This is a genomic window from Aeromonas sp. 159 (assembly GCF_963862045.1).
GTDB lineage: Bacteria > Pseudomonadota > Gammaproteobacteria > Enterobacterales > Aeromonadaceae > Aeromonas > Aeromonas veronii.
In genome coordinates, this window is the sequence record NZ_CAWLMI010000006.1 from 91,459 (window position 1) to 111,079 (window position 19,621).

The window sequence follows — 19,621 nt, forward strand, 5'->3', positions numbered from 1 at the left end:
GGCAATGAAGCATCTTGGTCTTCATTGCCGTGCATTATATTACCCGGATCTGGTCGCTTAGTGAACGTCGCGCCAGAATTCCTTCTTCAACAGCACAGTGAAGATGAAGAAGATCACGATGAAACCAAGCACCCAGAAGCCCATGCGTTCACGCTCCTGTTGTACCGGTTCAGCCGAGTAGACCAAGAAGTTTACCAGATCCAGTACCGTCTGATCATACTCTTCGTCATCCATTTCACCATTACCGTCAGATTTGATGCTGACAACCTGCTGGGTTTCCACTCCGTCAACCGTGTGAGTAGCGAACTCGGCACGGGGGGTTCCCTGCAACGGCTCCAGCACATGGGGCATGCCCACGGACGGGAACACGGCGTTGTTCACCCCGAACGGACGGGTCTCATCCACGTAGAAGGAGCGCAGATAGGTGTAGATCCAGTCTGCACCGCGCACCCGGGCAACCAGAGTAAGATCGGGGGGCGGCGCACCAAACCACTTGGCGGCATCCTTCTCCGAGACCGAGTTTTCCATCAGGTCACCAATCTTGGCACCGTTGACGATCAGATTGTCAGCCATCAGATCGGCCGGGATCCCCAGATCCTCTGCCACCCGGTTGTAACGCTGGTACTGGGTGCTGTGGCAACCAAAGCAGTAGTTCATGAAGGTGGCTGCGCCACGCTGCAGAGAAGCCTTGTCGCTCAGGTCATAGTTGGCCTTGTCCAGATGCACGGCTCCGGCATTGGCAAACACCAGTGACGGCAGCAGGGTCAGCACTGCAAATATTATTCTTTTCATTTAAATGTCACCCTCTCCGGCAGCGGCTTGGTGCTTTCATTCTTGCTATAGAAGAACAGCAGGACGAAGAACCCGAAATAACCCAAGGTACAAATTTGGGCAATCAGCGTCAGAGTCGGCGTCGACGGCAGCACCCCGAGGATCCCCAGAATAACAAAGCACACCACAAACTGGGCAATGTTCAGCTTGTGCAGCTTGCTACGATAGCGCACCGAGCGCACCTTGCAACGATCCAGCCACGGCAGCAGGAACAGCACCACGATGGAGAGACCCATCATGATGACGCCAAGCAGCTTGTCCGGCACCGCCCGCAAAATGGCGTAGAACGGCGTGAAGTACCACACAGGCGCGATATGCGCCGGGGTTTTCAGGCCGTTGGCCACTTCAAAGTTCGGCTTCTCGAGGAAGTAACCCCACATATCCGGCTTGAAGAAGATGATGGCGCAGAAGAAGAACAGGAAGCCCGCCACACCGATCATGTCCTTGACGGTGAAATAAGGGTGGAACGCCACCGCATCCAGCGGCCAGCCGTTTTCGTCCTTGTGCTTCTTGATGTCGATACCATCCGGGTTGTTGGAGCCCACTTCGTGCAACGCCAGAATGTGCATCGCAACCAGCATCACCAGCACCAGCGGCAACGCGATGACGTGCAGCGCGAAGAAGCGGTTCAGGGTCGCACCGGAGATCACGTAGTCACCGCGGATCCACAGGGTCAAATCGTCACCGATGACCGGAATGGCGCCAAACAGCGAGATGATGACCTGGGCCCCCCAGAATGACATCTGGCCCCAGGGCAGCAAGTAGCCCATAAAGGCCTCTGCCATCAGCACCAGGAAGATCAGCATGCCGAAGATCCACAACAGTTCACGAGGCTTCTGATAAGAGCCATAGATCATGCCGCGGAACATGTGCATGTAGACCACGATGAAGAATGCAGACGCACCGGTTGAGTGCATGTAACGCAGCAACCAGCCGTACTCCACATCGCGCATGATGTACTCCACGGAGGCAAACGCACCTTCCGCGGAGGGGTTGTAGTTCATGGTCAGCCAGATACCGGTGATGATCTGATTGACCAGCACCAGCATGGCCAGCGAGCCGAAGAAGTACCAGAAGTTCAGGTTCTTCGGTGCCGGATACTTGGCCATGTGGTCGTTGTACATGGCCGTGAGCGGGAATCGATAATCGATCCAGCCCATCAGTTTACTCAACATGGTCAGGCCTCCTTGCCATCGGCACCGACCTGGATGGTGGTGTCATTAATGAATTGATAGGGCGGAATGACCAGGTTCAGTGGTGCAGGCACCCCCTGGAACACACGGCCGGCCATGTCGAACTTGGAGCCATGGCACGGGCAGAAGAAGCCGGACGTAACGCCCTGCACCTGCTCGCCAAAGCTGTCAGGCAGATAGGAAGGTGAACACCCCAAGTGGGTGCAAATACCGACCGCGACAAAAATTTCGGGCTTAATCGATCTGTACCCGTTATGGGCATAGTCAGGCTGCTGCGGCTCTTCAGATGAGGGATCCCGCAGCTTGTCATCATGCGCGGCCAAGGCATCCAGCGTCTGTTTGGTGCGTTTCACCACCCAGACAGGCTTGCCTCGCCACTCGACACGGATGAGCTGACCCGGTTCCAACTTGCTGATATCGACTTCAACCGGCGCACCGGCTGCTTTGGCCTTGGCGCTCGGATTCCATGACTTTATAAACGGCACTGCGGTAAACGCAGCTCCTACCCCACCAACGGCAACCGTTGACCAGGTAAGAAATCTGCGGCGACCGGTATCAACTGGCGCATTGCTCATCCAAAAACTCTCCCATGTGGACTCCGCACATTCTTATAGTGTCCCTGTTCCCCATTTTTCCCGTGACAACAGCGGCGGAAGCTGGATTTACAATTGCCACAGAAAACAGGGGAAATTTTAAAGAAAAGATAACAACTTGACAAGAAAGAGCGGTGAGCAATGAAAACAATAAAGAAACAATTTTTTGTCTTTTGTGACGCGTGGTTAGCATTGATGTCGGTAATATTACCAATAAAAAAAGCCTGGCGGTTGCCAGGCTTTTTTGACACTCGAAAGAGTGAGTACCAAAAGCGAATTAACGCTTGGAGTACTGCGGACGCTTACGAGCTTTGTGCAGACCAACTTTCTTACGCTCAACCTTACGGGCATCACGAGTAACAAAGCCAGCTTTACGCAGTTCGGAACGCAGGGTTTCGTCGTACTGCATCAGAGCACGAGTGATACCGTGGCGGATCGCACCAGCTTGACCGGAGATGCCACCACCGTTAACGGTGATGTACAGGTCCAGTTTCTCGGTCATCTCAACCAGTTCCAGCGGCTGACGAACTACCATGCGGGCAGTCGGACGGCCGAAGTACTGCTCCAGGGAGCGCTGGTTGATTACGATCTTGCCGCTACCCGCTTTGATAAATACGCGAGCAGTGGAGCTTTTGCGACGGCCGGTACCGTAGTATTGATTTTCTGCCATGTTGCCAGTTCCCGATTAGATATCCAGTACTTGAGGTTGCTGAGCAGCATGAGCATGCTCGGCGCCTGCGTAAACTTTCAGTTTACGGAACATGGCACGGCCCAGAGGACCTTTCGGCAGCATGCCTTTGACGGCTGCTTCGATTACCATTTCCGGTTTACGCTGAATCAGCTTGTCGAAGCTGATTGACTTGATACCACCCGGGAAACCGGAGTGAGCGTGGTACATTTTGTCGGTAAATTTCTTACCGGTTACGTGTACCTTCTCAGCGTTTACAACGATGATGTAATCACCGGTGTCAACGTGCGGAGTGTACTCAGCTTTGTGCTTACCACGCAGACGAGCAGCGATCTCGGTTGCGATACGACCCAGAGTTTTACCTTCTGCGTCCACAATGTACCAGTCACGTTTTACGGTTTCTGGCTTGGCAACGAAAGTTTTCATTAAGTTAAACCCAATTACCTGTTACAGACCCAATTGCTTATGGGGGCTCTCCCACAAACAACAAACGATGGCCTACCTGTACCCCTTCGAATACAAGTAAAGCTTAAAGTGTTGCTGTCTTATCGACAGCTGTAACGTGGGCCGGGCGATTATAAGTGAAGTTGCCTTAAATATCACCTGCTAATTTCACTGCCATGAAACCAGCAAATGTCGCCCGGCCCTACCTGCCGCAGATGCCCATCCGACTGGCAGGCGCGGTATTGTGACTAAGGAAGGTGCACTCTGGCAAGGTATTCGTGCGATTGCATTTCCTGAAGCCGCGAAAGACAGCGTTTGAATTCGAAATTCAGCAGCCCTTCGCCGTAGAGTTCTGTCATGGGAACCGCCGCCGACATGATGAGTTTGACGTGCCGTTCGTAGAACTCATCGACCATGGCAATGAAGCGGCGAGCCGCGTCATCCGTGCCTGTGCCCATTGGTTGCACATTGGCCAGCAGAACAGTATGGAACAGCCTGGCCAGCTCGATATAGTCGTTCTGGGAGCGGGGAGTACAGCAAAGTTGCTCAAATTCCATGTAGAGCACCCCTTCCCCCATCCCGAGCGACGCCAGCTGACGATGATTGACCTCGAACGTCCCCTCGCAAGCCGTGTGCCCACCGGTTAATTGCTGAAAATAGTGGTCAAGATTGGCTTTTGCCTGCAAGTCCAGCGGGCAGTGATAAATCTCGGCTTGTTCCAGCGTACGCAGGCGATAGTCGATACCGCCATCCACGTTAAGTACCTCGCAATGACGCTCGATAAGCTCGATAGCTGGCAGAAAACGGGCTCGCTGCAGCCCGTTGCGATAAAGATCCTGCGGCGGAATATTTGAAGTGGCGACCAGCACAACACCGTGACCAAACAGCTCCTGGAACAGCGTACCCAGCAACATGGCATCGGTGATGTCGGAGACAAAAAATTCGTCGAAACAGATGATGTCTGTTTCACTGGCAAGCTTGCTGGCCACCAGCTTGAGGGGATCGGACTGCCCGCTCAGCTCCTGCAGTTCATCGTGAATGCGGTGCATGAAACGGTGGAAATGGCTGCGCATCTTGCGCGTCCCAGGCAGGCTGTCGAAAAAAGTATCCATCAGCCAGGTCTTGCCTCGGCCCACTCCGCCCCACATATAGATACCGAGGACGGGCTCCGGCGGCTTGGGCTTTTGCAGCCAACCCAGCAGCCCTCGAGATCTGGTCGGAGTCGGGCGCCGTAGCAAATCCTGATACAGTCGCTCCAGCCTGCTAATGGCCATCCCCTGCGCGGGGTCGGCCACAAAGCCGGGGCGCAGCAGATCCTGCTGGTATTTTTGCTGCGGTGTCATCCTTGAGCGCCTCTCCAAGTCCCTGAATCGAGGACAAAATGGTATCACGGCCTCAGGACGCACGGTATAGTGCCATCAAGGCATGGCGGTTATGACGACCGCATAAACCCACTCTGTTTTAGCTGTAACAAGGAGCATCTATGAGTCTGTTAACTGGGATCCTGCTGGCTGTCGCGGCCTTGATTATCGGTATCGTTCTCGGCCGTTTTTCGGTGCGTAGCCGCGATGCTGGCCGTCTGGAACAGGAACTGAAGAAGGCCCACAAGGAGCTCGAGAGTTATCAGGGCCAGATCAACACCCACTTCGCCGACAGCGCTGCCCTGATGGAGCAACTGGCCGAGCAGTATCAGACCCTCTATCGCCACATGGCCGAGCAGAGCAAATTCCTGGCCAAGGCGCAGGAACCGCTGTTCCGCGAGTCATTGGTAGAAGAAGCCCCTGCCAATGTGGCAGAAGAACCGGGCGTTCCGCCTCGCGACTATGCTGGCGCCTCTTCCGGACTGCTCAAGCAACCAAACTAGTTCCTCGCGGAACTAATTGGCCAGTCCCGTGGTCTGACCTTGACGATTGCAATGCAACTTTTTCTGGGAGCTGTTTTTCATATGCGTAAACCTCTTTCCATGCTCAGTGTGCTAGCCCTCAGTGTCGGTATCGCCATGTCTGCGGCCCCTGCTCAGGCTGCACTGCCTTCCCTGTTAGGTTCAAATCAGGAGATGCCAAGCCTGGCGCCTGTTCTCGAACAGGTCACCCCGGCGGTGGTCAATATCTCGGTTTCTGGCAAAAAAATTACCCGTCAGCGTCTGCCGGAACAGTTCAAGTTCTTCTTCGGCCCCAACATGCCCGATGAACAGGTGAGCGAGCAGCCGTTCCAGGCGCTCGGCTCCGGTGTCATAGTCGATGCCAAGAAGGGTTACGTGATCACCAACGCCCATGTGGTTCACGAGGCGGACGAGATCAAGGTCAACCTGAAGGATGGTCGTGAGTACGCGGCCAAGAAGATCGGTGAAGACAAGCAGTCCGACATCGCCCTGCTGCAAATCAAGGCCGAGGATCTGGTGCAGATCAAGTTTGCCGACTCCGACGAGCTGCGGGTGGGTGACTATGCGCTGGCCATCGGCAACCCGTTTGGTCTGGGTCAGACCGTCACCTCCGGTATTGTCAGTGCGCTGGGTCGCAGCGGCCTCAACATCGAGAATCTGGAGAACTTCATCCAGACCGATGCGGCCATCAACTCCGGTAACTCCGGCGGCGCTCTGCTCAACCTGCGTGGCGAGCTGATCGGTATCAACACCGCGATTCTGGGCCCGAACGGCGGCAACATTGGCATCGGCTTTGCCATCCCCTCCAACATGGTGCGGGATCTGACCGAGCAGATCGTCAAGTACGGTGAAGTGCGTCGTGGCCAGCTGGGGATTACCGGCACCGAGCTCACCTCCGACATCGCTAAAACCTTCGGCTACAACAAGAAGGATGGTGCCTTCGTCAATCAGGTCATGCCTGATTCGGCGGCCGACAAGGCGGGCATCAAGGCTGGCGATATCATCGTCAGCATCGATGGCAAACCGGTTCGCTCCTTTGGCGAGCTGCGTGCCAAGATCGCTACCATGGGCGCTGGCAAGCAGGTCGAGCTGGGACTGATCCGCGATGGCAAGTCACAAACGGCCAAGGTGACCCTGAAGCAGGCTGATGACAGCGAAGTACGCGCCAGCGCGCTGCATCCGGCACTGGAAGGGGCCAAGCTGAGCACCACTACCGACCCGGTCTCCGGCGTCGCGGTGGCCGATATTGATCCGCGCTCTCCGGCAGCCGCTTCCGGCCTGCAGAAGGGTGATATCATCATCGGGGTCAACCGCCTGCGCATCAACACCCTGGGCGAGCTGACCAAGGCGCTCAAGAACAAGCCTGACGTGCTGGCGCTCAACATCCAGCGCGGCGACTCCTCGCTCTATCTGGTGATCCGCTAACGCTCAAGTTGTTCGCTACTCTCTCTATCACCCGCGGCCTTCACCGCGGGTGATTTTTATCCATCGATAGTGTTATTCTCTGCGCGCAGCCTGTACGGATGAGAATGACATGAAAATCCCCCCTTTAGTCAGTTACTTGGGCAAGTCTGTCGGTTTTGGATTGACCGTCGCAGCGCTGCTGTTGCTGCTGTTTCCCCATTTTCGCGGTGGTGCCCAACTGCCCGGCATCATCACCAATGCCCGTGAACTGAGTTTCTCCTATGCCGCCCATCGGGCAGGCCCTGCCGTCGTCAACATCTACACCCGCAGCTTTGCCCCCAATCAGGGCAATCAGGGGGAACTGCGCCCGCAAGGGCTGGGTTCTGGCGTCATCATGAATCAGCGCGGCTATGTACTGACCAACTACCACGTCATCGCCGATGCCGACCAGATCATCGTCGCGTTGCAGGATGGCCGGGTCTTCAGTGCCGAGCTGGTCGGTACCGATCAGCTCACCGACCTCGCCGTGCTCTATATCGAGTCAGACAACCTGCCGGTGATCCCGCAGGATCCCGAGCGACTGCCAGAAGTGGGGGATGTGGTGCTCGCCATCGGCAACCCCTACAACGTCGGCCAGACCATCACCCAGGGCATCATCAGTGCCACCGGCCGTACCGGCCTCTCCAGCATGGGGCCCGACAGCAATGGCCGTCAGGATCTGCTGCAGACCGATGCCGCCATCAACGAGGGCAACTCGGGCGGAGCACTGGTCAACGGCCGTGGCGATCTGGTGGGGATCAACACCGCCACCTATCACCTCAACGGCAATCAGGAGAGCTACGGCATCAGCTTCGCCATCCCCTACCGGCTGGCAAAACGGATCATGGATGAGCTGATCGCCAACGGCCGGGTGATCCGCGGCTACCTCGGGATCTCCAGCGTCGAGATCAACCCCATAGTCGCGCGGATGATGAACCTCGGCGACCTGCGTGGTCTGGTGGTGGAGAGCCTGGATCCCAACGGCCCGGCGGCCAAAGGCGGCCTGCAGCGAGGGGATGTGCTACTCAAGATCAACGGAGAGGCCATCAGTGGCGTACGCAGCGCCATGGACAAGATTGTCGAGAGCCGCCCCGGCACCAAGCTGACCATCTCGGTATTCCGCTCCGGCAAGCCGCTGGAAGTGGTGGTCACCATAGAGGAAGACCTGCGCTATCAGCAGAGAACCGCCAGCTCGAGCGCCGCATCGGCCAGCTAGCGTCACTCCTTTTAATGAGAAGGGCGGGAAACCGCCCTTTTCCATATCTGCCCTCTCGGCAACGTCTCTTACCGTGAGATGACTCACAGTTTCCCGCAACGCTTGCCCTGCCCCCGCCCCCCGATTTGTGCGCTACCGATCACACAAAACCAGCTTCAATAAGCACTCCTTTTACCTTTTCAGTATCCAAACGATCACTTCGGGGCCATTTCCTCAGGAATTTCCGCTTCGAATCGGAAAAACACTGCCTCCTCCACATCGACGCGCAGGCTTAGGGTAACGACATACCTTCTGCCAGCCTTGGAGAGCAGACATTGCAAACAGAGACTCACGACCAGACCCTGACCCCGAACAGCCCGGAGTTGCTGCGCCAGACCGATCATATCCTCGCGCGCATTTATCCCCTGCTGGCCGAACAGGGCATCATCCCCAACGAGGTGCAACGGCAAATGCTGGCCTCCCATGTCAAAGCCATGGTGTGGCGCTCCCACAGCGGCGAGCCCCTGCCGGAGGTTGACCTCAGCCTGTTTGAAGAGATCTCCCCCCTCTCACTGCGTCTCGCCGAACAGGTCGTCAGCTGGCTGGATCAGCTTGCTTATGAGGAGGCACACCTCTTGTCCGTCCATTTTGAAGTCGCCAAAGAAAACGAACTCAGCTCGGTGCAGAACCCGTAACTCAAGGAGAAATCGATATGACAGCCATCAAACTCGTGATTGGAGACCGTCTCGGCAAGGGTCAGAAAGTGGGCGCAGGCGCGGAAGCTGCCGGGGCCAACGTGACCATCATCCCCGGCATGGCCGCTGACATGAAGCTCGGCGACGTGATGAACAAGGAGCAGGCGGATCTCGGCATCTCCTTCTGCGGCAGCGGCGGTGCCGGGGCGATCACCGCCCAGACCAAATACGGCTACAAGTGCCGCTACGGCATGCGCTCTGTTGAAGAGGGCGTCACCGCCATCAACGAAGGGTGCGTGGTGCTGGGCTTCGGTTTCATGGACAAGGAAGAGCTGGGCCAGAAGCTGGTCGAAGCCTTCGCCAAGAAGCACGGACGCGCCTGATGAAAGAGAACTTCACCACCCAGGTCATCGTCAACGGCAAGGGGACGACGCGCCAGCAGGCGTTTGCCTCCGCCCTCAGCCAGGTGCAACCCACACTGCTCAAGGACAACCAGCAGGTACTGCTGCGCATTGAGCCGGTCGATGTACAGGTGCTCAAAGCCGAGGAGTCGGTCCGGGTGGAGAAGTTCCTGTTCTTCTTCCTGCCGCGCCAGCGCCGCGAATACCGCGTCCAGCTGGAGATCAAGGTTCAGGTCACCAGTCTCGACGTCGCCAAGGTGACGTTCACCCAGGTGTGATGCCTGTGCAGGCACAACCCCACAAGAAGGATACGTTGGATGTTTCTAATCATTTTTATCAAGTCACTCATCATTGGCGGCCTGGTTGGCGTCGGGGTGGGGGCCGGCGCGGCGCGGATGTTCCACGCCCCGACCGTACAGGGCATGGGTGCCTTCCGCACCCTGGGCGAACTTAACTCCTGCGAAGGGGATCCCGCTTCCCACTTCTCGTTTGGCCTCGGCTTCTTCTTCAACGCCTGGGCCTCGACCGTGGCGGCAGGCGCCTTCACCCAGGATGTGGATCACCGCATCATCCCGCACTGGGCCACGGCGGCACTGCTGTTCAAAAATCGGGATCTCGCCACCACTCTGCACGACCCGAAAAAGATGGCCATCGCCGGCGGCATCATAGGTGCCATCGTGGTTGCCTTCCTCAACAGCACGGCCGCAGCCGTCCCGGCCGCCCTGCAGGTCACTGCGGTCAAGGTGCTGGTACCGGCTGCCAACCTGCTGGTCAATACCGTCATGCCGGTGATCTTCTGGCTGGCCGCCATCGAAGCGGGCAAGAAATCCGGTTTCTGGGCCACCATCTTCGGCGGTCTGGCCCAACTCATCATGGGCAACGCGGTACCGGGTCTGGTACTCGGCATCCTGATCGGCAAGGGCGTGGAAGAGAGCGGCTGGAACCACGTCACCAAGGTGATGATGACGGCCATCGTCCTGCTGTTCGTGCTGAGCGGCTTCTTCCGCGGCTTCGATATGAAACTGATTGAATCCTTCCATATGGGTGTCCCCCTGTGGCTGGAAAACGCCCATAACCTGCTGAGCGGCAAATAAGGGGTCACACCATGGATGAGAAACTGAAAAACAACTTCTGGTATGCCGACTGGTCATTCCCCATCTTCGTTGGCCTGCTCTCGGCCGGGGTCTTTGCCGGAACCCACATGTTCTATCTGTACGGGGTCGGTGCCTTCAACGAGGTAGCCTTCGTCGCCATGCTGAAAGCGGGAATGGATACGGGTGCCTACGGCGCGGTAGCCGCGTTCGGTGCCAGCTTCCTGTTCGCCCGCATCATAGAGGGATCCCTGGTGGGGATCCTGGATATCGGCGGCGCCATCCAGACCGGGGTTGGCCTCGGTGTGCCAGCACTTCTGCTGGGGGCCGGCATCGTCTATCCGGTGGAGAACTTCGGCGCCTCGCTGGCAACCGGCATGGGGATTGGTCTGGCCATCGGCTACGTCATCATTCTGGCGCGCAAGTTCACCATCAACCAGAGCAACTCCACCTACGGTGCTGACGTGATGATGGGCGCAGGCAACAGCTCTGGCCGCTTCCTCGGCCCCCTCATCATCCTCTCCGCCATGGGCGCCTCGATCCCCATCGGTATCGGTTCCCTGCTGGGTGCCCTGCTGTTCTACGTGTGGGGCAAGCCCATCACCGGAGGTGCCATCCTGGGAGCCATGCTGCTGGGCACCTTCTTCCCGGTCGCCCTTGTGTAAGTAACAGCCGCCCTGCGGGGCGGCTCGCCAGAGGTTCTCAGCATGTACGACATCATCATCAAAGCGGGGCGCCAGGGAGATGGCCAGCTCGTCGATATCGCCATCAGGGAGGGCAAAATCGCCGCCATCGGCTCCCTGCCGGGGACGGCAACGGCGCGGCAGATCCTGGATCTCGGCGGCCGGGTGCATGTGAGCGCAGGCTGGATCGACGGCCACACCCACTGCTACCCCGCCTCCCCCATCTATCACGATGAGCCGGACAAGGTAGGCGTAGAGTCCGGCGTCACCACCGTCATCGACGCCGGCAGCACCGGAGCCGACAATGTGGATGACTTCCAGCAGATCGCTGCGGGCTGCAAGACCCGGGTGCATGCCCTGCTCAACATCTCCCGCATCGGTCTGCTACGCCAGAACGAACTGGCTGATAGCCGGGATCTGGATATGGATCTCGCCTCGGCAGCCATTCGCCGCCACCCCGACTTTATTGTCGGCATCAAGGCGCGGATGAGCGGTAGCGTGGTAGGCGAGAACGGCCTGCAACCGCTGCGCATGGCCAAGGCGTTGCAACAGGCCCACGGCCAGCTGCCGCTGATGGTACACGTGGGCAACACGCCGCCGGATCTGGACGAGATCGTGACCCTGCTGGGGGATGGCGACCTGCTGACCCACTGCTTCAACGGCAAACCGAACCGCATCCTGACTCCGGCTGGCGAGCTGCGGGTCGCGGTGCGCGAGGCGATGAAACGGGGCCTGTTGCTCGACATCGGCCACGGCGGCGCCAGCTTCAGCTTCGAGGTGGCGGAGCTGGCTATCCGACAGGGGATCCTGCCCCGCACCATCAGCTCCGACATCTACTGCAAGAACCGCATCAAGGGGCCGGTCTACAGTCTGGCTCACGTGATGTCGAAGTTTCTCGCCATCGGCATGACGCTGGAGCAGGTGCTCGCCTGTGTCACCCATCAAGCGGCCGATGCCCTGCGCCTGTCCGGCAAGGGGCGGCTCGAGGTAGACGCCGATGCCGATCTGACCCTGTTCGAGGTCGCCAGCGGCCCGACCCTGTTTATGGATACCGAAGCCCAGTCCCGCAGCGGTGACCAACAACTGCAGCCTCTCGCCGCCCTGGTCGGTGGCGAACTGGTTCTGACTCACTATGGGAAATCACACCATGCCTTCTGTTTATGAGAAATATCAGCTCAAACCGGTGATCAACGCCTCCGGGCGCATGACCATACTCGGCGTCTCCACCCCCGAGCAGGAGGTGGTCGATGCGGTCAATTTTGGCCTGGGCCACTACTTCGAGGTCAAGGATCTGGTCAACAAGACCGGCGCCTATCTGGCTGGTTTACTGGATGTGGAAGATGCGGTGGTGGTCTCCTGTGCCAGCGCCGGCATCGCCCAGTCAGTCGCCGCCATGATAGTACGCGGCGATCCCTACCGCCTCGAGCACCTGCTCGCCCATCCCCATGACGTGCCGAGTGAAATCGTGCTGCCCAAGGGGCATAACGTCAACTTCGGCGCCCCGGTCGGTACCATGGTCAATCTGGGTGGCGGCAAAGTAGTGGAAGCCGGGTACGCCAACGAGTGCTCCCCTTCCCAGCTGGCCGCTGCCATCAATGCCAACACAGCAGCCATCCTCTACATCAAATCCCACCACTGCGTGCAGAAGAGCATTCTGTCGGTGGCAGAGGCCGCCGAGGTCGCCAAGAACCACGGGCTCCCGCTCATCGTCGATGCGGCTGCCGAAGAGGATTTGCGCCTCTACTACAACCAAGGGGCGGATCTGGTCATCTACAGCGGAGCCAAAGCCATCGAAGGGCCCACCAGCGGGCTGGTAGTTGGCAAGCGCCAGTATGTGGAGTGGGTCAAACAACAGGCCAACGGCATCGGTCGCGCCATGAAGGTGGGCAAGGAGGGGATCCTCGGCCTGACCCACGCTATCGAGCGCTATCTGGCCAAAGAGAAAGAGAGCGGCGCCGCCATGGTCGCCAAAATGAGCCCCTTCATAGAGCGCCTCAACCTGCTGCCCGGCGTCACCGCCAAGGTGGTGTGGGACAGCGCAGGACGCGACATTGCCCGCACCGATATCGCCTTCGACCACCAGCAGATCGGCATGACCACAGTGCAGGTCGTCACCCGTCTGCAACAGGGCACACCTGCCATCTACTGTCGTGGCTACAAGGCCAACGAGGGGCATATCGAGATAGACGTGCGCAGCGTCACCGTGCCCCAGCTCGACCAGATCCATGCCGCCATTGCCCACCTCGTTCAGGAGAACAACTGATGTCTTTGACTCCCAATTACTACCGCGATCGGGTCTGCCTCAACGTGCTGGCCGGTTCCAAAGAGAATGCCGTCGAGGTATACGACGCAGCCGAAGGCCACGTGCTGGTCGGTGTGCTCTCCAAAAACTACCCGGATATTCCCTCCGCAGTTGCCGATATGAAGGAGTACGCCAAGCTTATCGACAACGCCCTCTCCATCGGGCTGGGCGCCGGCGATCCACGCCAATCCGCCATGGTGGCCGAGCTGGCCTGCCAGCTGCAGCCCCAGCACGTCAATCAGGTGTTCACCGGTGTTGGCGCCAGCAGGGCGCTGCTCGGTCAGTCAGAGACACTGGTCAACGGCCTGATCTCCCCTACCGGCATGCCGGGCATGGTGAAGATCTCCACCGGTCCACTCAGCGCCGGACAGCCGGATGGCATCGTCCCCATCGATACCGCCATTGCCTTGCTCAAGGACATGGGCGGCAGCTCGGTCAAATTCTTCCCCATGGGGGGGCTGGCCTGTCGCGACGAGTATCAGGCAGTGGCCGAGGCCTGTGCCCGCAACAACTTCTGGCTGGAGCCCACCGGCGGCATCGATCTGGACAACTTTGAAGAGATTGTGCGGATTGCGCTGGACGCCGGGGTCGAGAAGGTGATCCCTCACGTCTACAGCTCCATCATCGACAGCGCGAGCGGGCACACTCGCCCCGAGGATGTTCGCACTCTGCTGACCATAGTGAAACGACTGTTGGCCTGATGGCAGTCACGGGCGTCGGTTCAATCACTGACCGGTGCCTGGCTTGTTGATGACCCACTTGTTAACATCGGCCCTTTATCTCGCAACAGGAGTCTTGCATACCCCCTATGATCAAGCTGCCACACCCCAGGCTCCATCAACTGCTGATCCAGCTCCATGCCGAACCACTGCCACAGGAGGAGCTGGCTCGTCGCCTCAATGTCTCCACCCGCACGGTGCGCACCGATGTGGCGACCCTCAACGAACTGATTGCCACGCACGGCGCTCACCTGATCCACCAGCGTGGCAGTGGCTACCAGCTCAAGATCTACAATCAGGGACTGTTCGAGGCTCTGCTGGCGGCCCAGGGTCAGGATAGCGGCCTGCCACGCACCAGCCGGGAGCGGGTGCTGCACCTGCAGATCCTGCTATTGACGGCAGAGCAGGGGATCAAGCTCGATGAGCTGGCTGATACCTGGTATCTGAGCCGGGCGGCACTGCAGGGGGATATGGCGGAAGTCCGTGAGCAACTCAGCCACTTCAGGCTCAGCGTCGAGAGCAAACCCCGCCTGGGGATGCGCATTCAGGGGGAGGAGACGGCGATCCGTGCCTGTTTGACCCAACTGCTCTATCAGGAGTTGCTGCACAACAACCAGTTGCAAACCCTGTTGCCCAACCTTTGCCCCAGCAAGACGATGGAGGTAGTGGGCAATCACATCCATGCCCAGCTTGCCCGACATCAGCTGCGTCTCGCTGACGAGAGCTTGCAGCAGCTCACCATCTACTGCGCCGTTGCCCTGCTGCGTCAGGCATCCGGTCACGAGTTGCGCCACTTCGCCAGCGAGGATCTGACTCTGCCGCTGCTTGCAGTATCTCGCGATATTTATGCGGTATTGCCAACCTTGATGCCCCCCGTAGAGGACGAGATCGCCGGTCTCGCTATCCAGATCCAGGCGCGCCTGATGGCCGATACTCCCCAGCTCAGCCCGGCAATGGCCGCCGAGAGCGAGCAGTTGGTGGAGCATCTGCTGACCTACATTCATCAACACTACCCTTACGACCTGCGAGGCGACCAACAGCTGCGAGCCGACCTGCAAACCCATATCAGCGCCATGCTGCTACGGGTTAAATACCAGATTGGCAACCACAACCCGCTGGCCGATCACATCAAGCAGTACTACCCCCTCGCCTACGACATCACGTTGGCAGCCATCTCGGAGTGGATCAAGCAGACCCCCTACCGACTGACCCACCACGAGATCGGCTATCTGGTGATCCATATCGGGGTCGGTCTGGAGCGCCATTACGATATCGGCTATACCCGCCGCCCGCAGGCGCTATTGCTTTGCGATGCGGGCAACGCCACCTTCCGGGTGCTGGAAGCACGTATCAAGCGGGAGTATCCCCAGTTGCAGCTGACCACGCTTGAATCGGTGCGGGATTACGAAGGACTGGCGCAGATCGCGCAGGACTTTGTCATCAGTACCGTCAAGGTGAACGAAAAAAACGCCCCCGTGGTACTCGTTGCCCCCTTCCCGACCCAATACCAACTGGAGCAGCTTGGCAAGCTGGTGCTGATCGACCGCACCCGCCCCTACATGCTCGACAAATATTTCGATGCCGACCACTTCATGGTGGTCAAAGAACCCCTTACCCAGGCCGAACTGTTTGCCCGTATCTGTGATCAGCTGGAGGCGGAAGACCTGGTGGAGAGCGGCTTCAGAGCCTCACTGCAGGAGCGGGAGCGGATCGTCTCCACCATGTTGGGAGAAGGGATCGCCCTGCCCCACTCCCTCGGTCTGCTGGCGCGCCGCACTCTGGTTTACACCGTGCTGGCACCGCAGGGGATCGACTGGGGCAACGGGGAAATCGCGACGCTCATCTTCGTGCTGGCGATCAGCAAGGCCGATTACGAGGAGGCGATGGGTCTCTACGACCTGTTTCTGGCACTGATGAACGAAAAAGCCAGCAGGAATCTGCTGGCTTGTCGCGATTTTGCCAGCTTCAAAGCGCTGGCGCGCACCGGTTCATAACATAAAACGAGGAGTGACTACTCCTCGTTAAAGCCGGAGGTGAACAGCTCCACCACGGCGGCCAGGGCCTCGACCTCTTCGGGGCCCTCAACCTGTACTTCCACCTGCCGCCCTTGCGCGGAATCCAGCATCAGCAGGCCGATGATGCTGTCAGCATCAGCCTCCACACCATCTTCATTGCGCAGCAGCACGTGGGCATCGAAACCCTGCACCAGCTCGAACAGCATCATGGCTGGTCTGGCATGAATACCCAGCTTGTTTTTCACTTCAACCGAGGCGGAAACAGTCATCGGGTCGTCCTATTGGTCCGTCAGGATTGGGGAGCACTCTTGTCGAGAGTGCGGTGGCGGATCTGCACGTTCTTGCCGAGCAAACGAAATGCACTGGCCAGCCGTTCTGCAATAAAGACCGAGCGGTGCTGACCGCCGGTGCAACCGATGCCGACCGTGAGGTAGCTGCGATTGTTGCGCTCCAGATGGGGCAACCAGGTCGCCAGCATATTTTCGATCTGCTGGGTAAACAGCATCACGTCAGCCTGCGCCGAGAGGTAGTTGGCGACCGGCTCATCCTTGCCGGTGAACGGCTTGAGCTCGGGGATCCAGTGCGGGTTAGGCAGGAAGCGGGCATCGAACACGAAGTCGGCATCCTTGGGAATGCCGTACTTGAAGCCGAACGACTCGAACACCAGCACCAGCTCGTTCTCTTTCTTCCCAAGCACCCTGGTCTTGATGAGCTCGCTCAGGTCGTGAATGCTGAGGGTAGTGGTGTCGATGCGCAGGTCAGCGGTCGAGGAGATGGGCGCCAGCAGGTGGGTCTCCTCCCGAATCGCCTCATCCAGCGACAGCTTGTTGCGTGAGAGGGGGTGCAAACGGCGGCTCTCGCCATAGCGCTTGAGCAGGGTGCCGTTGTCGGCATCGAAGAAGAAGCTGGAGAACTCTACCCGCCCCTCATTGCGCACCTGTGCCAGCAGATTTTCCAGTTTCTCCGGATCGCTCGGCAGGTTGCGCACATCGATGCTGACCGCCAGCTTGTCATACTGGCTCTCCACCGAGACAATCAGCTGGGGCAGCAGATTGACCGGCAGGTTGTCCACACAGTAGTAACCCAGATCTTCCAGCACTCGCAGGGCTACCGTTTTACCGGAGCCCGAACGTCCACTTACCACGATTAACTGCATCTTGTTCCCTCACGCCAAAACGGGTGTCTCATCCTTGGCCTGCTGTCAGGCCGAGGTCATGATCTGATAGAGCTCTTCGTCGCTGGTTGCCTGACGCAACTGGCGGCAAACCGCCTTGTCACCCAGCTTGGAAGCCATCAGAGAAAGGGTCTTGAGATGCTGCTTGCACTCGCTTTCCGGCACCAGCAAGGCAAACAGCAGGTCAACCGGTTGATTGTCGATGGAGTCGAAAGGAATAGGGTCGGCAAAGGTCATCAGGATCGCGGTTGGCGGGAACTCATCGTCAATGCGACCGTGGGGGATCGCAATACCGGCACCGATCCCGGTACTACCCATTTTTTCGCGGGCCAGCAAGCATTCAAACAGCGCCTGACGGGAGGTGCCAAGGCGTTCGGCGGCCAGCTCGCTGATGATCTCGAGGGCGCGTTTCTTGCTGGTACAAGGGACTGCACTCTTGGTGCAGTCCCGACTCAGTATGTGTTCAAGTTGCATGGTTATTTTTTATTTAACTTATCTTTGTGCTTGATGATCTGCCTGTCCAGCTTGTCGAGCAAGGTGTCTATCGCAGCATACATATCGGCATGTTCAGAGTTGGCAAACACTTCGCCACCGCTGACATGCAATTTGGCTTCCGCTATCTGGTTCAGTTTTTCCACGCTAAGCACCACATGAACATTGTTGATGTGGTCGAAGTGACGCTCGAGTTTGGCAAATTTGTTATTCACATAATCACGCAGAGCTTCGGTGATCTCGACATGGTGTCCGGTCAGGTTAATTTGCATAACATCATCCTTTTGTTTGCCTAAACCAGGCGTTTGCGCTGATTGGAAGGTGGGATAAACAAGGATTCGCGATACTTAGCGATCGTGCGTCTCGCCACCATAATACCCTGTTCGGCCAGCAAATCCGCGATCTTGCTATCACTTAACGGCTTGGCAGGATTCTCTGCCGTGACCAGCTTCTTGATGAGCGCGCGAATTGCGGTCGATGAGCACTCTCCTCCTCCTTCGGTGTTCACATGGCTGGAGAAAAAAAACTTCAATTCGAAGATACCACGGGGGGTATGCATGTACTTCTGGGTCGTCACCCGGGAGATGGTCGACTCATGCATCTCTACCGCTTCGGCGATGTCATTGAGCACCATCGGCTTCATCGCCTCTTCACCATACTCGAAAAAGCCCTGTTGCTGCTCGACAATGCAACTGGCCACTTTCAGCAGGGTGTCATTGCGACTTTCCAGGCTCTTGATGAACCACTTGGCTTCCTGCAAATGGGAGCGGATAAACTGGGTGTCGGTGCTGCTGCGGGCGTTGCGGGCCATGGCGGCATAGGTCTCGTTGACCCGGATGCGGGGGGCGGAGTCGGGATTGAGCTCGACCACCCACTTGCTGCCCTTCTTGACCACGGAGACGTCGGGAATCACGTACTGGGAGTCGCTCTGGATGATGCCATTGCCGGGACGCGGCTCCAGCAGCTGGATCAAATCCAGCACCTCCTTGAGGTCGCTCTCCTTGAGTTTTGTCTTGCGGGCGAGGGTGCGGTAATCCCGGTTGCCGAGCAGCTCCATGTGCTCGAGGATCACCTCTTTGGCCTCGTTGAGCCAGGGGGTCTGCGGGTCATACTGATCCAGCTGGATGAGCAAACACTCCTGCACAGAACGGGCAGCAATGCCGACCGGATCGAAGTGCTGAACCCGCTTGAGTACCGCCTCGACCTCATCGAGCTCCACCTCTACGTCATCGCTGGTAACGGCAGCCTGGATATCCTCCAGCGCAACGGTCAGATAACCAGATTCGTCGATGGCATCGATGATGGCGAGCGCGATGGCGGCATCCACATCGCTGAACGGTGTGAGCCGCATCTGCCACAGCAGATAATCCTGCAGGTTTTCGGTGGTCTCTCCCTGATAGACGCTATCTTCCCCATCGTGGATGGGGCCCGCGCTCTGGGCGGTGCCGGCAGAGTAAACCTCGTCCCAGGTGGTATCCACCGGTAACTCGTCCGGCATCTGCTCCTGAGCCATGGCATCGCTGGAATCCAGCTGGCTGGCATCGACCGGCGCTTCCGGACTGGTCTCTTGCGCCTCGCTCTCTTCCTGCTCCAGCAGAGGGTTGTTTTCGAGCGCTTGCTGAATTTCCTGCTGAAGTTCCAGAGTGGAGAGCTGGAGCAGACGAATCGCTTGTTGTAATTGCGGCGTCATGGTCAGGGACTGACCGAGACGCAACTGTAATGTCGGCTTCATCTACGTCGGGATATCCTTATGTTCAGCGAGGCACTCGTCAAAGGAAAT

23 protein-coding genes are annotated in these 19,621 nt (G+C 58.3%); 12 read left to right on the forward strand and 11 right to left on the reverse strand.

The window, feature by feature from the left end; translation table 11 throughout:
• Nucleotides 1-57 precede the first annotated feature (57 nt).
• The 6 genes from AACR14_RS01250 to zapE form a co-directional block, all read right to left on the reverse strand.
• A complete protein-coding gene (locus AACR14_RS01250; RefSeq protein WP_019444834.1) occupies nt 58-792 on the reverse strand; it encodes a cytochrome c1 in 735 nt (244 codons plus the stop codon).
• Nucleotides 789-2,006, reverse strand: a complete 1,218-nt coding sequence (locus tag AACR14_RS01255) for a cytochrome b (RefSeq protein WP_019444835.1) — start codon at nt 2,004-2,006, stop codon at nt 789-791. The genes AACR14_RS01250 and AACR14_RS01255 overlap by 4 nt, the downstream gene beginning before the upstream one ends.
• Before the next feature lie 2 nt (nt 2,007-2,008).
• Nucleotides 2,009-2,599 carry a ubiquinol-cytochrome c reductase iron-sulfur subunit gene (gene petA, locus AACR14_RS01260; RefSeq protein WP_005336284.1) on the reverse strand — a complete coding sequence of 197 codons (591 nt, stop codon included), beginning with the start codon at nt 2,597-2,599 and terminating at the stop codon, nt 2,009-2,011.
• Nucleotides 2,600-2,894: 295 nt separating this feature from the next.
• Nucleotides 2,895-3,287 (reverse strand): 30S ribosomal protein S9, encoded by a 393-nt coding sequence (gene rpsI, locus AACR14_RS01265; RefSeq protein WP_005336286.1) that lies wholly within the window; start codon nt 3,285-3,287, stop codon nt 2,895-2,897.
• A 15-nt stretch (nt 3,288-3,302) separates the two neighbouring features.
• Complete coding sequence (rplM, locus tag AACR14_RS01270) at nt 3,303-3,731, reverse strand: 50S ribosomal protein L13 (protein WP_005336289.1); 429 nt, start codon at nt 3,729-3,731, stop codon at nt 3,303-3,305.
• Between the two features lie 266 nt (nt 3,732-3,997).
• Nucleotides 3,998-5,092: a cell division protein ZapE gene (zapE, locus tag AACR14_RS01275; RefSeq protein ID WP_019444836.1), complete on the reverse strand. Its 1,095-nt coding sequence runs from the start codon at nt 5,090-5,092 to the stop codon at nt 3,998-4,000.
• Between the two features lie 140 nt (nt 5,093-5,232).
• On the opposite strand from zapE, the gene AACR14_RS01280 reads away from it, so the two are divergent.
• From AACR14_RS01280 to AACR14_RS01335, 12 genes are all read left to right on the forward strand, one after another.
• Entirely contained in the window at nt 5,233-5,613 is a 381-nt protein-coding gene (locus AACR14_RS01280) for a YhcB family protein (protein WP_005356646.1), read from the forward strand.
• A gap of 81 nt (nt 5,614-5,694) precedes the next feature.
• Nucleotides 5,695-7,056, forward strand: a complete 1,362-nt coding sequence (locus AACR14_RS01285; protein WP_005336295.1) for a Do family serine endopeptidase — start codon at nt 5,695-5,697, stop codon at nt 7,054-7,056.
• Between the two features lie 109 nt (nt 7,057-7,165).
• The gene (gene degS / locus AACR14_RS01290; RefSeq protein WP_005336297.1) at nt 7,166-8,290 is read left to right on the forward strand and encodes an outer membrane-stress sensor serine endopeptidase DegS; all 1,125 of its coding nucleotides are present in this window, start codon (nt 7,166-7,168) and stop codon (nt 8,288-8,290) included.
• A gap of 314 nt (nt 8,291-8,604) precedes the next feature.
• Nucleotides 8,605-8,964 carry a transcriptional regulator gene (locus AACR14_RS01295; protein WP_005355140.1) on the forward strand — a complete coding sequence of 120 codons (360 nt, stop codon included), beginning with the start codon at nt 8,605-8,607 and terminating at the stop codon, nt 8,962-8,964.
• Between the two features lie 17 nt (nt 8,965-8,981).
• On the forward strand, nt 8,982-9,347 hold the full coding sequence (locus AACR14_RS01300) for an SFCGS family glycine-rich protein (protein WP_005355141.1): 366 nt from the start codon (nt 8,982-8,984) through the stop codon (nt 9,345-9,347).
• The gene (locus AACR14_RS01305) at nt 9,347-9,643 is read left to right on the forward strand and encodes a DUF4312 family protein (RefSeq protein WP_019444839.1); all 297 of its coding nucleotides are present in this window, start codon (nt 9,347-9,349) and stop codon (nt 9,641-9,643) included. Before AACR14_RS01300 ends, AACR14_RS01305 begins: the two co-directional genes overlap by 1 nt.
• Nucleotides 9,644-9,682: 39 nt before the next feature.
• Nucleotides 9,683-10,459, forward strand: a complete 777-nt coding sequence (locus AACR14_RS01310; RefSeq protein ID WP_019444840.1) for a DUF4311 domain-containing protein — start codon at nt 9,683-9,685, stop codon at nt 10,457-10,459.
• 11 nt (nt 10,460-10,470) lie between these two features.
• The gene (locus AACR14_RS01315; protein WP_005355144.1) at nt 10,471-11,121 is read left to right on the forward strand and encodes a DUF4310 family protein; all 651 of its coding nucleotides are present in this window, start codon (nt 10,471-10,473) and stop codon (nt 11,119-11,121) included.
• 42 nt (nt 11,122-11,163) lie between these two features.
• Complete coding sequence (locus AACR14_RS01320) at nt 11,164-12,303, forward strand: amidohydrolase/deacetylase family metallohydrolase (protein WP_019444841.1); 1,140 nt, start codon at nt 11,164-11,166, stop codon at nt 12,301-12,303.
• Nucleotides 12,287-13,402 (forward strand): DgaE family pyridoxal phosphate-dependent ammonia lyase, encoded by a 1,116-nt coding sequence (locus tag AACR14_RS01325; RefSeq protein WP_019444842.1) that lies wholly within the window; start codon nt 12,287-12,289, stop codon nt 13,400-13,402. Before AACR14_RS01320 ends, AACR14_RS01325 begins: the two co-directional genes overlap by 17 nt.
• A complete protein-coding gene (dagF, locus tag AACR14_RS01330; protein WP_019444843.1) occupies nt 13,402-14,142 on the forward strand; it encodes a 2-dehydro-3-deoxy-phosphogluconate aldolase in 741 nt (246 codons plus the stop codon). The genes AACR14_RS01325 and dagF overlap by 1 nt, the downstream gene beginning before the upstream one ends.
• Nucleotides 14,143-14,249: 107 nt before the next feature.
• Entirely contained in the window at nt 14,250-16,154 is a 1,905-nt protein-coding gene (locus tag AACR14_RS01335; RefSeq protein WP_019444844.1) for a BglG family transcription antiterminator, read from the forward strand.
• Nucleotides 16,155-16,171: 17 nt separating this feature from the next.
• On the opposite strand, the gene npr is transcribed toward AACR14_RS01335, so the two are convergent.
• The 5 genes from npr to AACR14_RS01360 are packed head-to-tail and all read right to left on the reverse strand — an operon-like array spanning nt 16,172 to nt 19,573.
• Nucleotides 16,172-16,444 (reverse strand): PTS phosphocarrier protein NPr, encoded by a 273-nt coding sequence (gene npr, locus AACR14_RS01340; protein ID WP_005336318.1) that lies wholly within the window; start codon nt 16,442-16,444, stop codon nt 16,172-16,174.
• 20 nt (nt 16,445-16,464) lie between these two features.
• Nucleotides 16,465-17,331 carry an RNase adapter RapZ gene (gene rapZ / locus AACR14_RS01345; protein WP_005336320.1) on the reverse strand — a complete coding sequence of 289 codons (867 nt, stop codon included), beginning with the start codon at nt 17,329-17,331 and terminating at the stop codon, nt 16,465-16,467.
• Between the two features lie 45 nt (nt 17,332-17,376).
• Complete coding sequence (ptsN, locus tag AACR14_RS01350) at nt 17,377-17,823, reverse strand: PTS IIA-like nitrogen regulatory protein PtsN (protein WP_005336322.1); 447 nt, start codon at nt 17,821-17,823, stop codon at nt 17,377-17,379.
• 2 nt (nt 17,824-17,825) lie between these two features.
• The gene (gene hpf / locus AACR14_RS01355) at nt 17,826-18,113 is read right to left on the reverse strand and encodes a ribosome hibernation promoting factor (RefSeq protein ID WP_005336323.1); all 288 of its coding nucleotides are present in this window, start codon (nt 18,111-18,113) and stop codon (nt 17,826-17,828) included.
• 20 nt (nt 18,114-18,133) lie between these two features.
• Nucleotides 18,134-19,573 carry an RNA polymerase factor sigma-54 gene (locus tag AACR14_RS01360; RefSeq protein WP_005336331.1) on the reverse strand — a complete coding sequence of 480 codons (1,440 nt, stop codon included), beginning with the start codon at nt 19,571-19,573 and terminating at the stop codon, nt 18,134-18,136.
• Nucleotides 19,574-19,621: the final 48 nt, after the last annotated feature.

Bases quoted from the DNA above. Each gene is read 5' to 3' on its own strand.
- AACR14_RS01250 (WP_019444834.1), bottom strand. From the start codon at position 792: ATGAAAAGAATAATATTTGCAGTGCTGACCCTGCTGCCGTCACTGGTG.
- AACR14_RS01255 (WP_019444835.1), bottom strand. From the start codon at position 2,006: ATGTTGAGTAAACTGATGGGCTGGATCGATTATCGATTCCCGCTCACG.
- petA (WP_005336284.1), bottom strand. From the start codon at position 2,599: ATGAGCAATGCGCCAGTTGATACCGGTCGCCGCAGATTTCTTACCTGG.
- rpsI (WP_005336286.1), bottom strand. From the start codon at position 3,287: ATGGCAGAAAATCAATACTACGGTACCGGCCGTCGCAAAAGCTCCACT.
- rplM (WP_005336289.1), bottom strand. From the start codon at position 3,731: ATGAAAACTTTCGTTGCCAAGCCAGAAACCGTAAAACGTGACTGGTAC.
- zapE (WP_019444836.1), bottom strand. From the start codon at position 5,092: ATGACACCGCAGCAAAAATACCAGCAGGATCTGCTGCGCCCCGGCTTT.
- AACR14_RS01280 (WP_005356646.1), top strand. From the start codon at position 5,233: ATGAGTCTGTTAACTGGGATCCTGCTGGCTGTCGCGGCCTTGATTATC.
- AACR14_RS01285 (WP_005336295.1), top strand. From the start codon at position 5,695: ATGCGTAAACCTCTTTCCATGCTCAGTGTGCTAGCCCTCAGTGTCGGT.
- degS (WP_005336297.1), top strand. From the start codon at position 7,166: ATGAAAATCCCCCCTTTAGTCAGTTACTTGGGCAAGTCTGTCGGTTTT.
- AACR14_RS01300 (WP_005355141.1), top strand. From the start codon at position 8,982: ATGACAGCCATCAAACTCGTGATTGGAGACCGTCTCGGCAAGGGTCAG.
- AACR14_RS01305 (WP_019444839.1), top strand. From the start codon at position 9,347: ATGAAAGAGAACTTCACCACCCAGGTCATCGTCAACGGCAAGGGGACG.
- AACR14_RS01310 (WP_019444840.1), top strand. From the start codon at position 9,683: ATGTTTCTAATCATTTTTATCAAGTCACTCATCATTGGCGGCCTGGTT.
- AACR14_RS01315 (WP_005355144.1), top strand. From the start codon at position 10,471: ATGGATGAGAAACTGAAAAACAACTTCTGGTATGCCGACTGGTCATTC.
- AACR14_RS01320 (WP_019444841.1), top strand. From the start codon at position 11,164: ATGTACGACATCATCATCAAAGCGGGGCGCCAGGGAGATGGCCAGCTC.
- AACR14_RS01325 (WP_019444842.1), top strand. From the start codon at position 12,287: ATGCCTTCTGTTTATGAGAAATATCAGCTCAAACCGGTGATCAACGCC.
- dagF (WP_019444843.1), top strand. From the start codon at position 13,402: ATGTCTTTGACTCCCAATTACTACCGCGATCGGGTCTGCCTCAACGTG.
- AACR14_RS01335 (WP_019444844.1), top strand. From the start codon at position 14,250: ATGATCAAGCTGCCACACCCCAGGCTCCATCAACTGCTGATCCAGCTC.
- npr (WP_005336318.1), bottom strand. From the start codon at position 16,444: ATGACTGTTTCCGCCTCGGTTGAAGTGAAAAACAAGCTGGGTATTCAT.
- rapZ (WP_005336320.1), bottom strand. From the start codon at position 17,331: ATGCAGTTAATCGTGGTAAGTGGACGTTCGGGCTCCGGTAAAACGGTA.
- ptsN (WP_005336322.1), bottom strand. From the start codon at position 17,823: ATGCAACTTGAACACATACTGAGTCGGGACTGCACCAAGAGTGCAGTC.
- hpf (WP_005336323.1), bottom strand. From the start codon at position 18,113: ATGCAAATTAACCTGACCGGACACCATGTCGAGATCACCGAAGCTCTG.
- AACR14_RS01360 (WP_005336331.1), bottom strand. From the start codon at position 19,573: ATGAAGCCGACATTACAGTTGCGTCTCGGTCAGTCCCTGACCATGACG.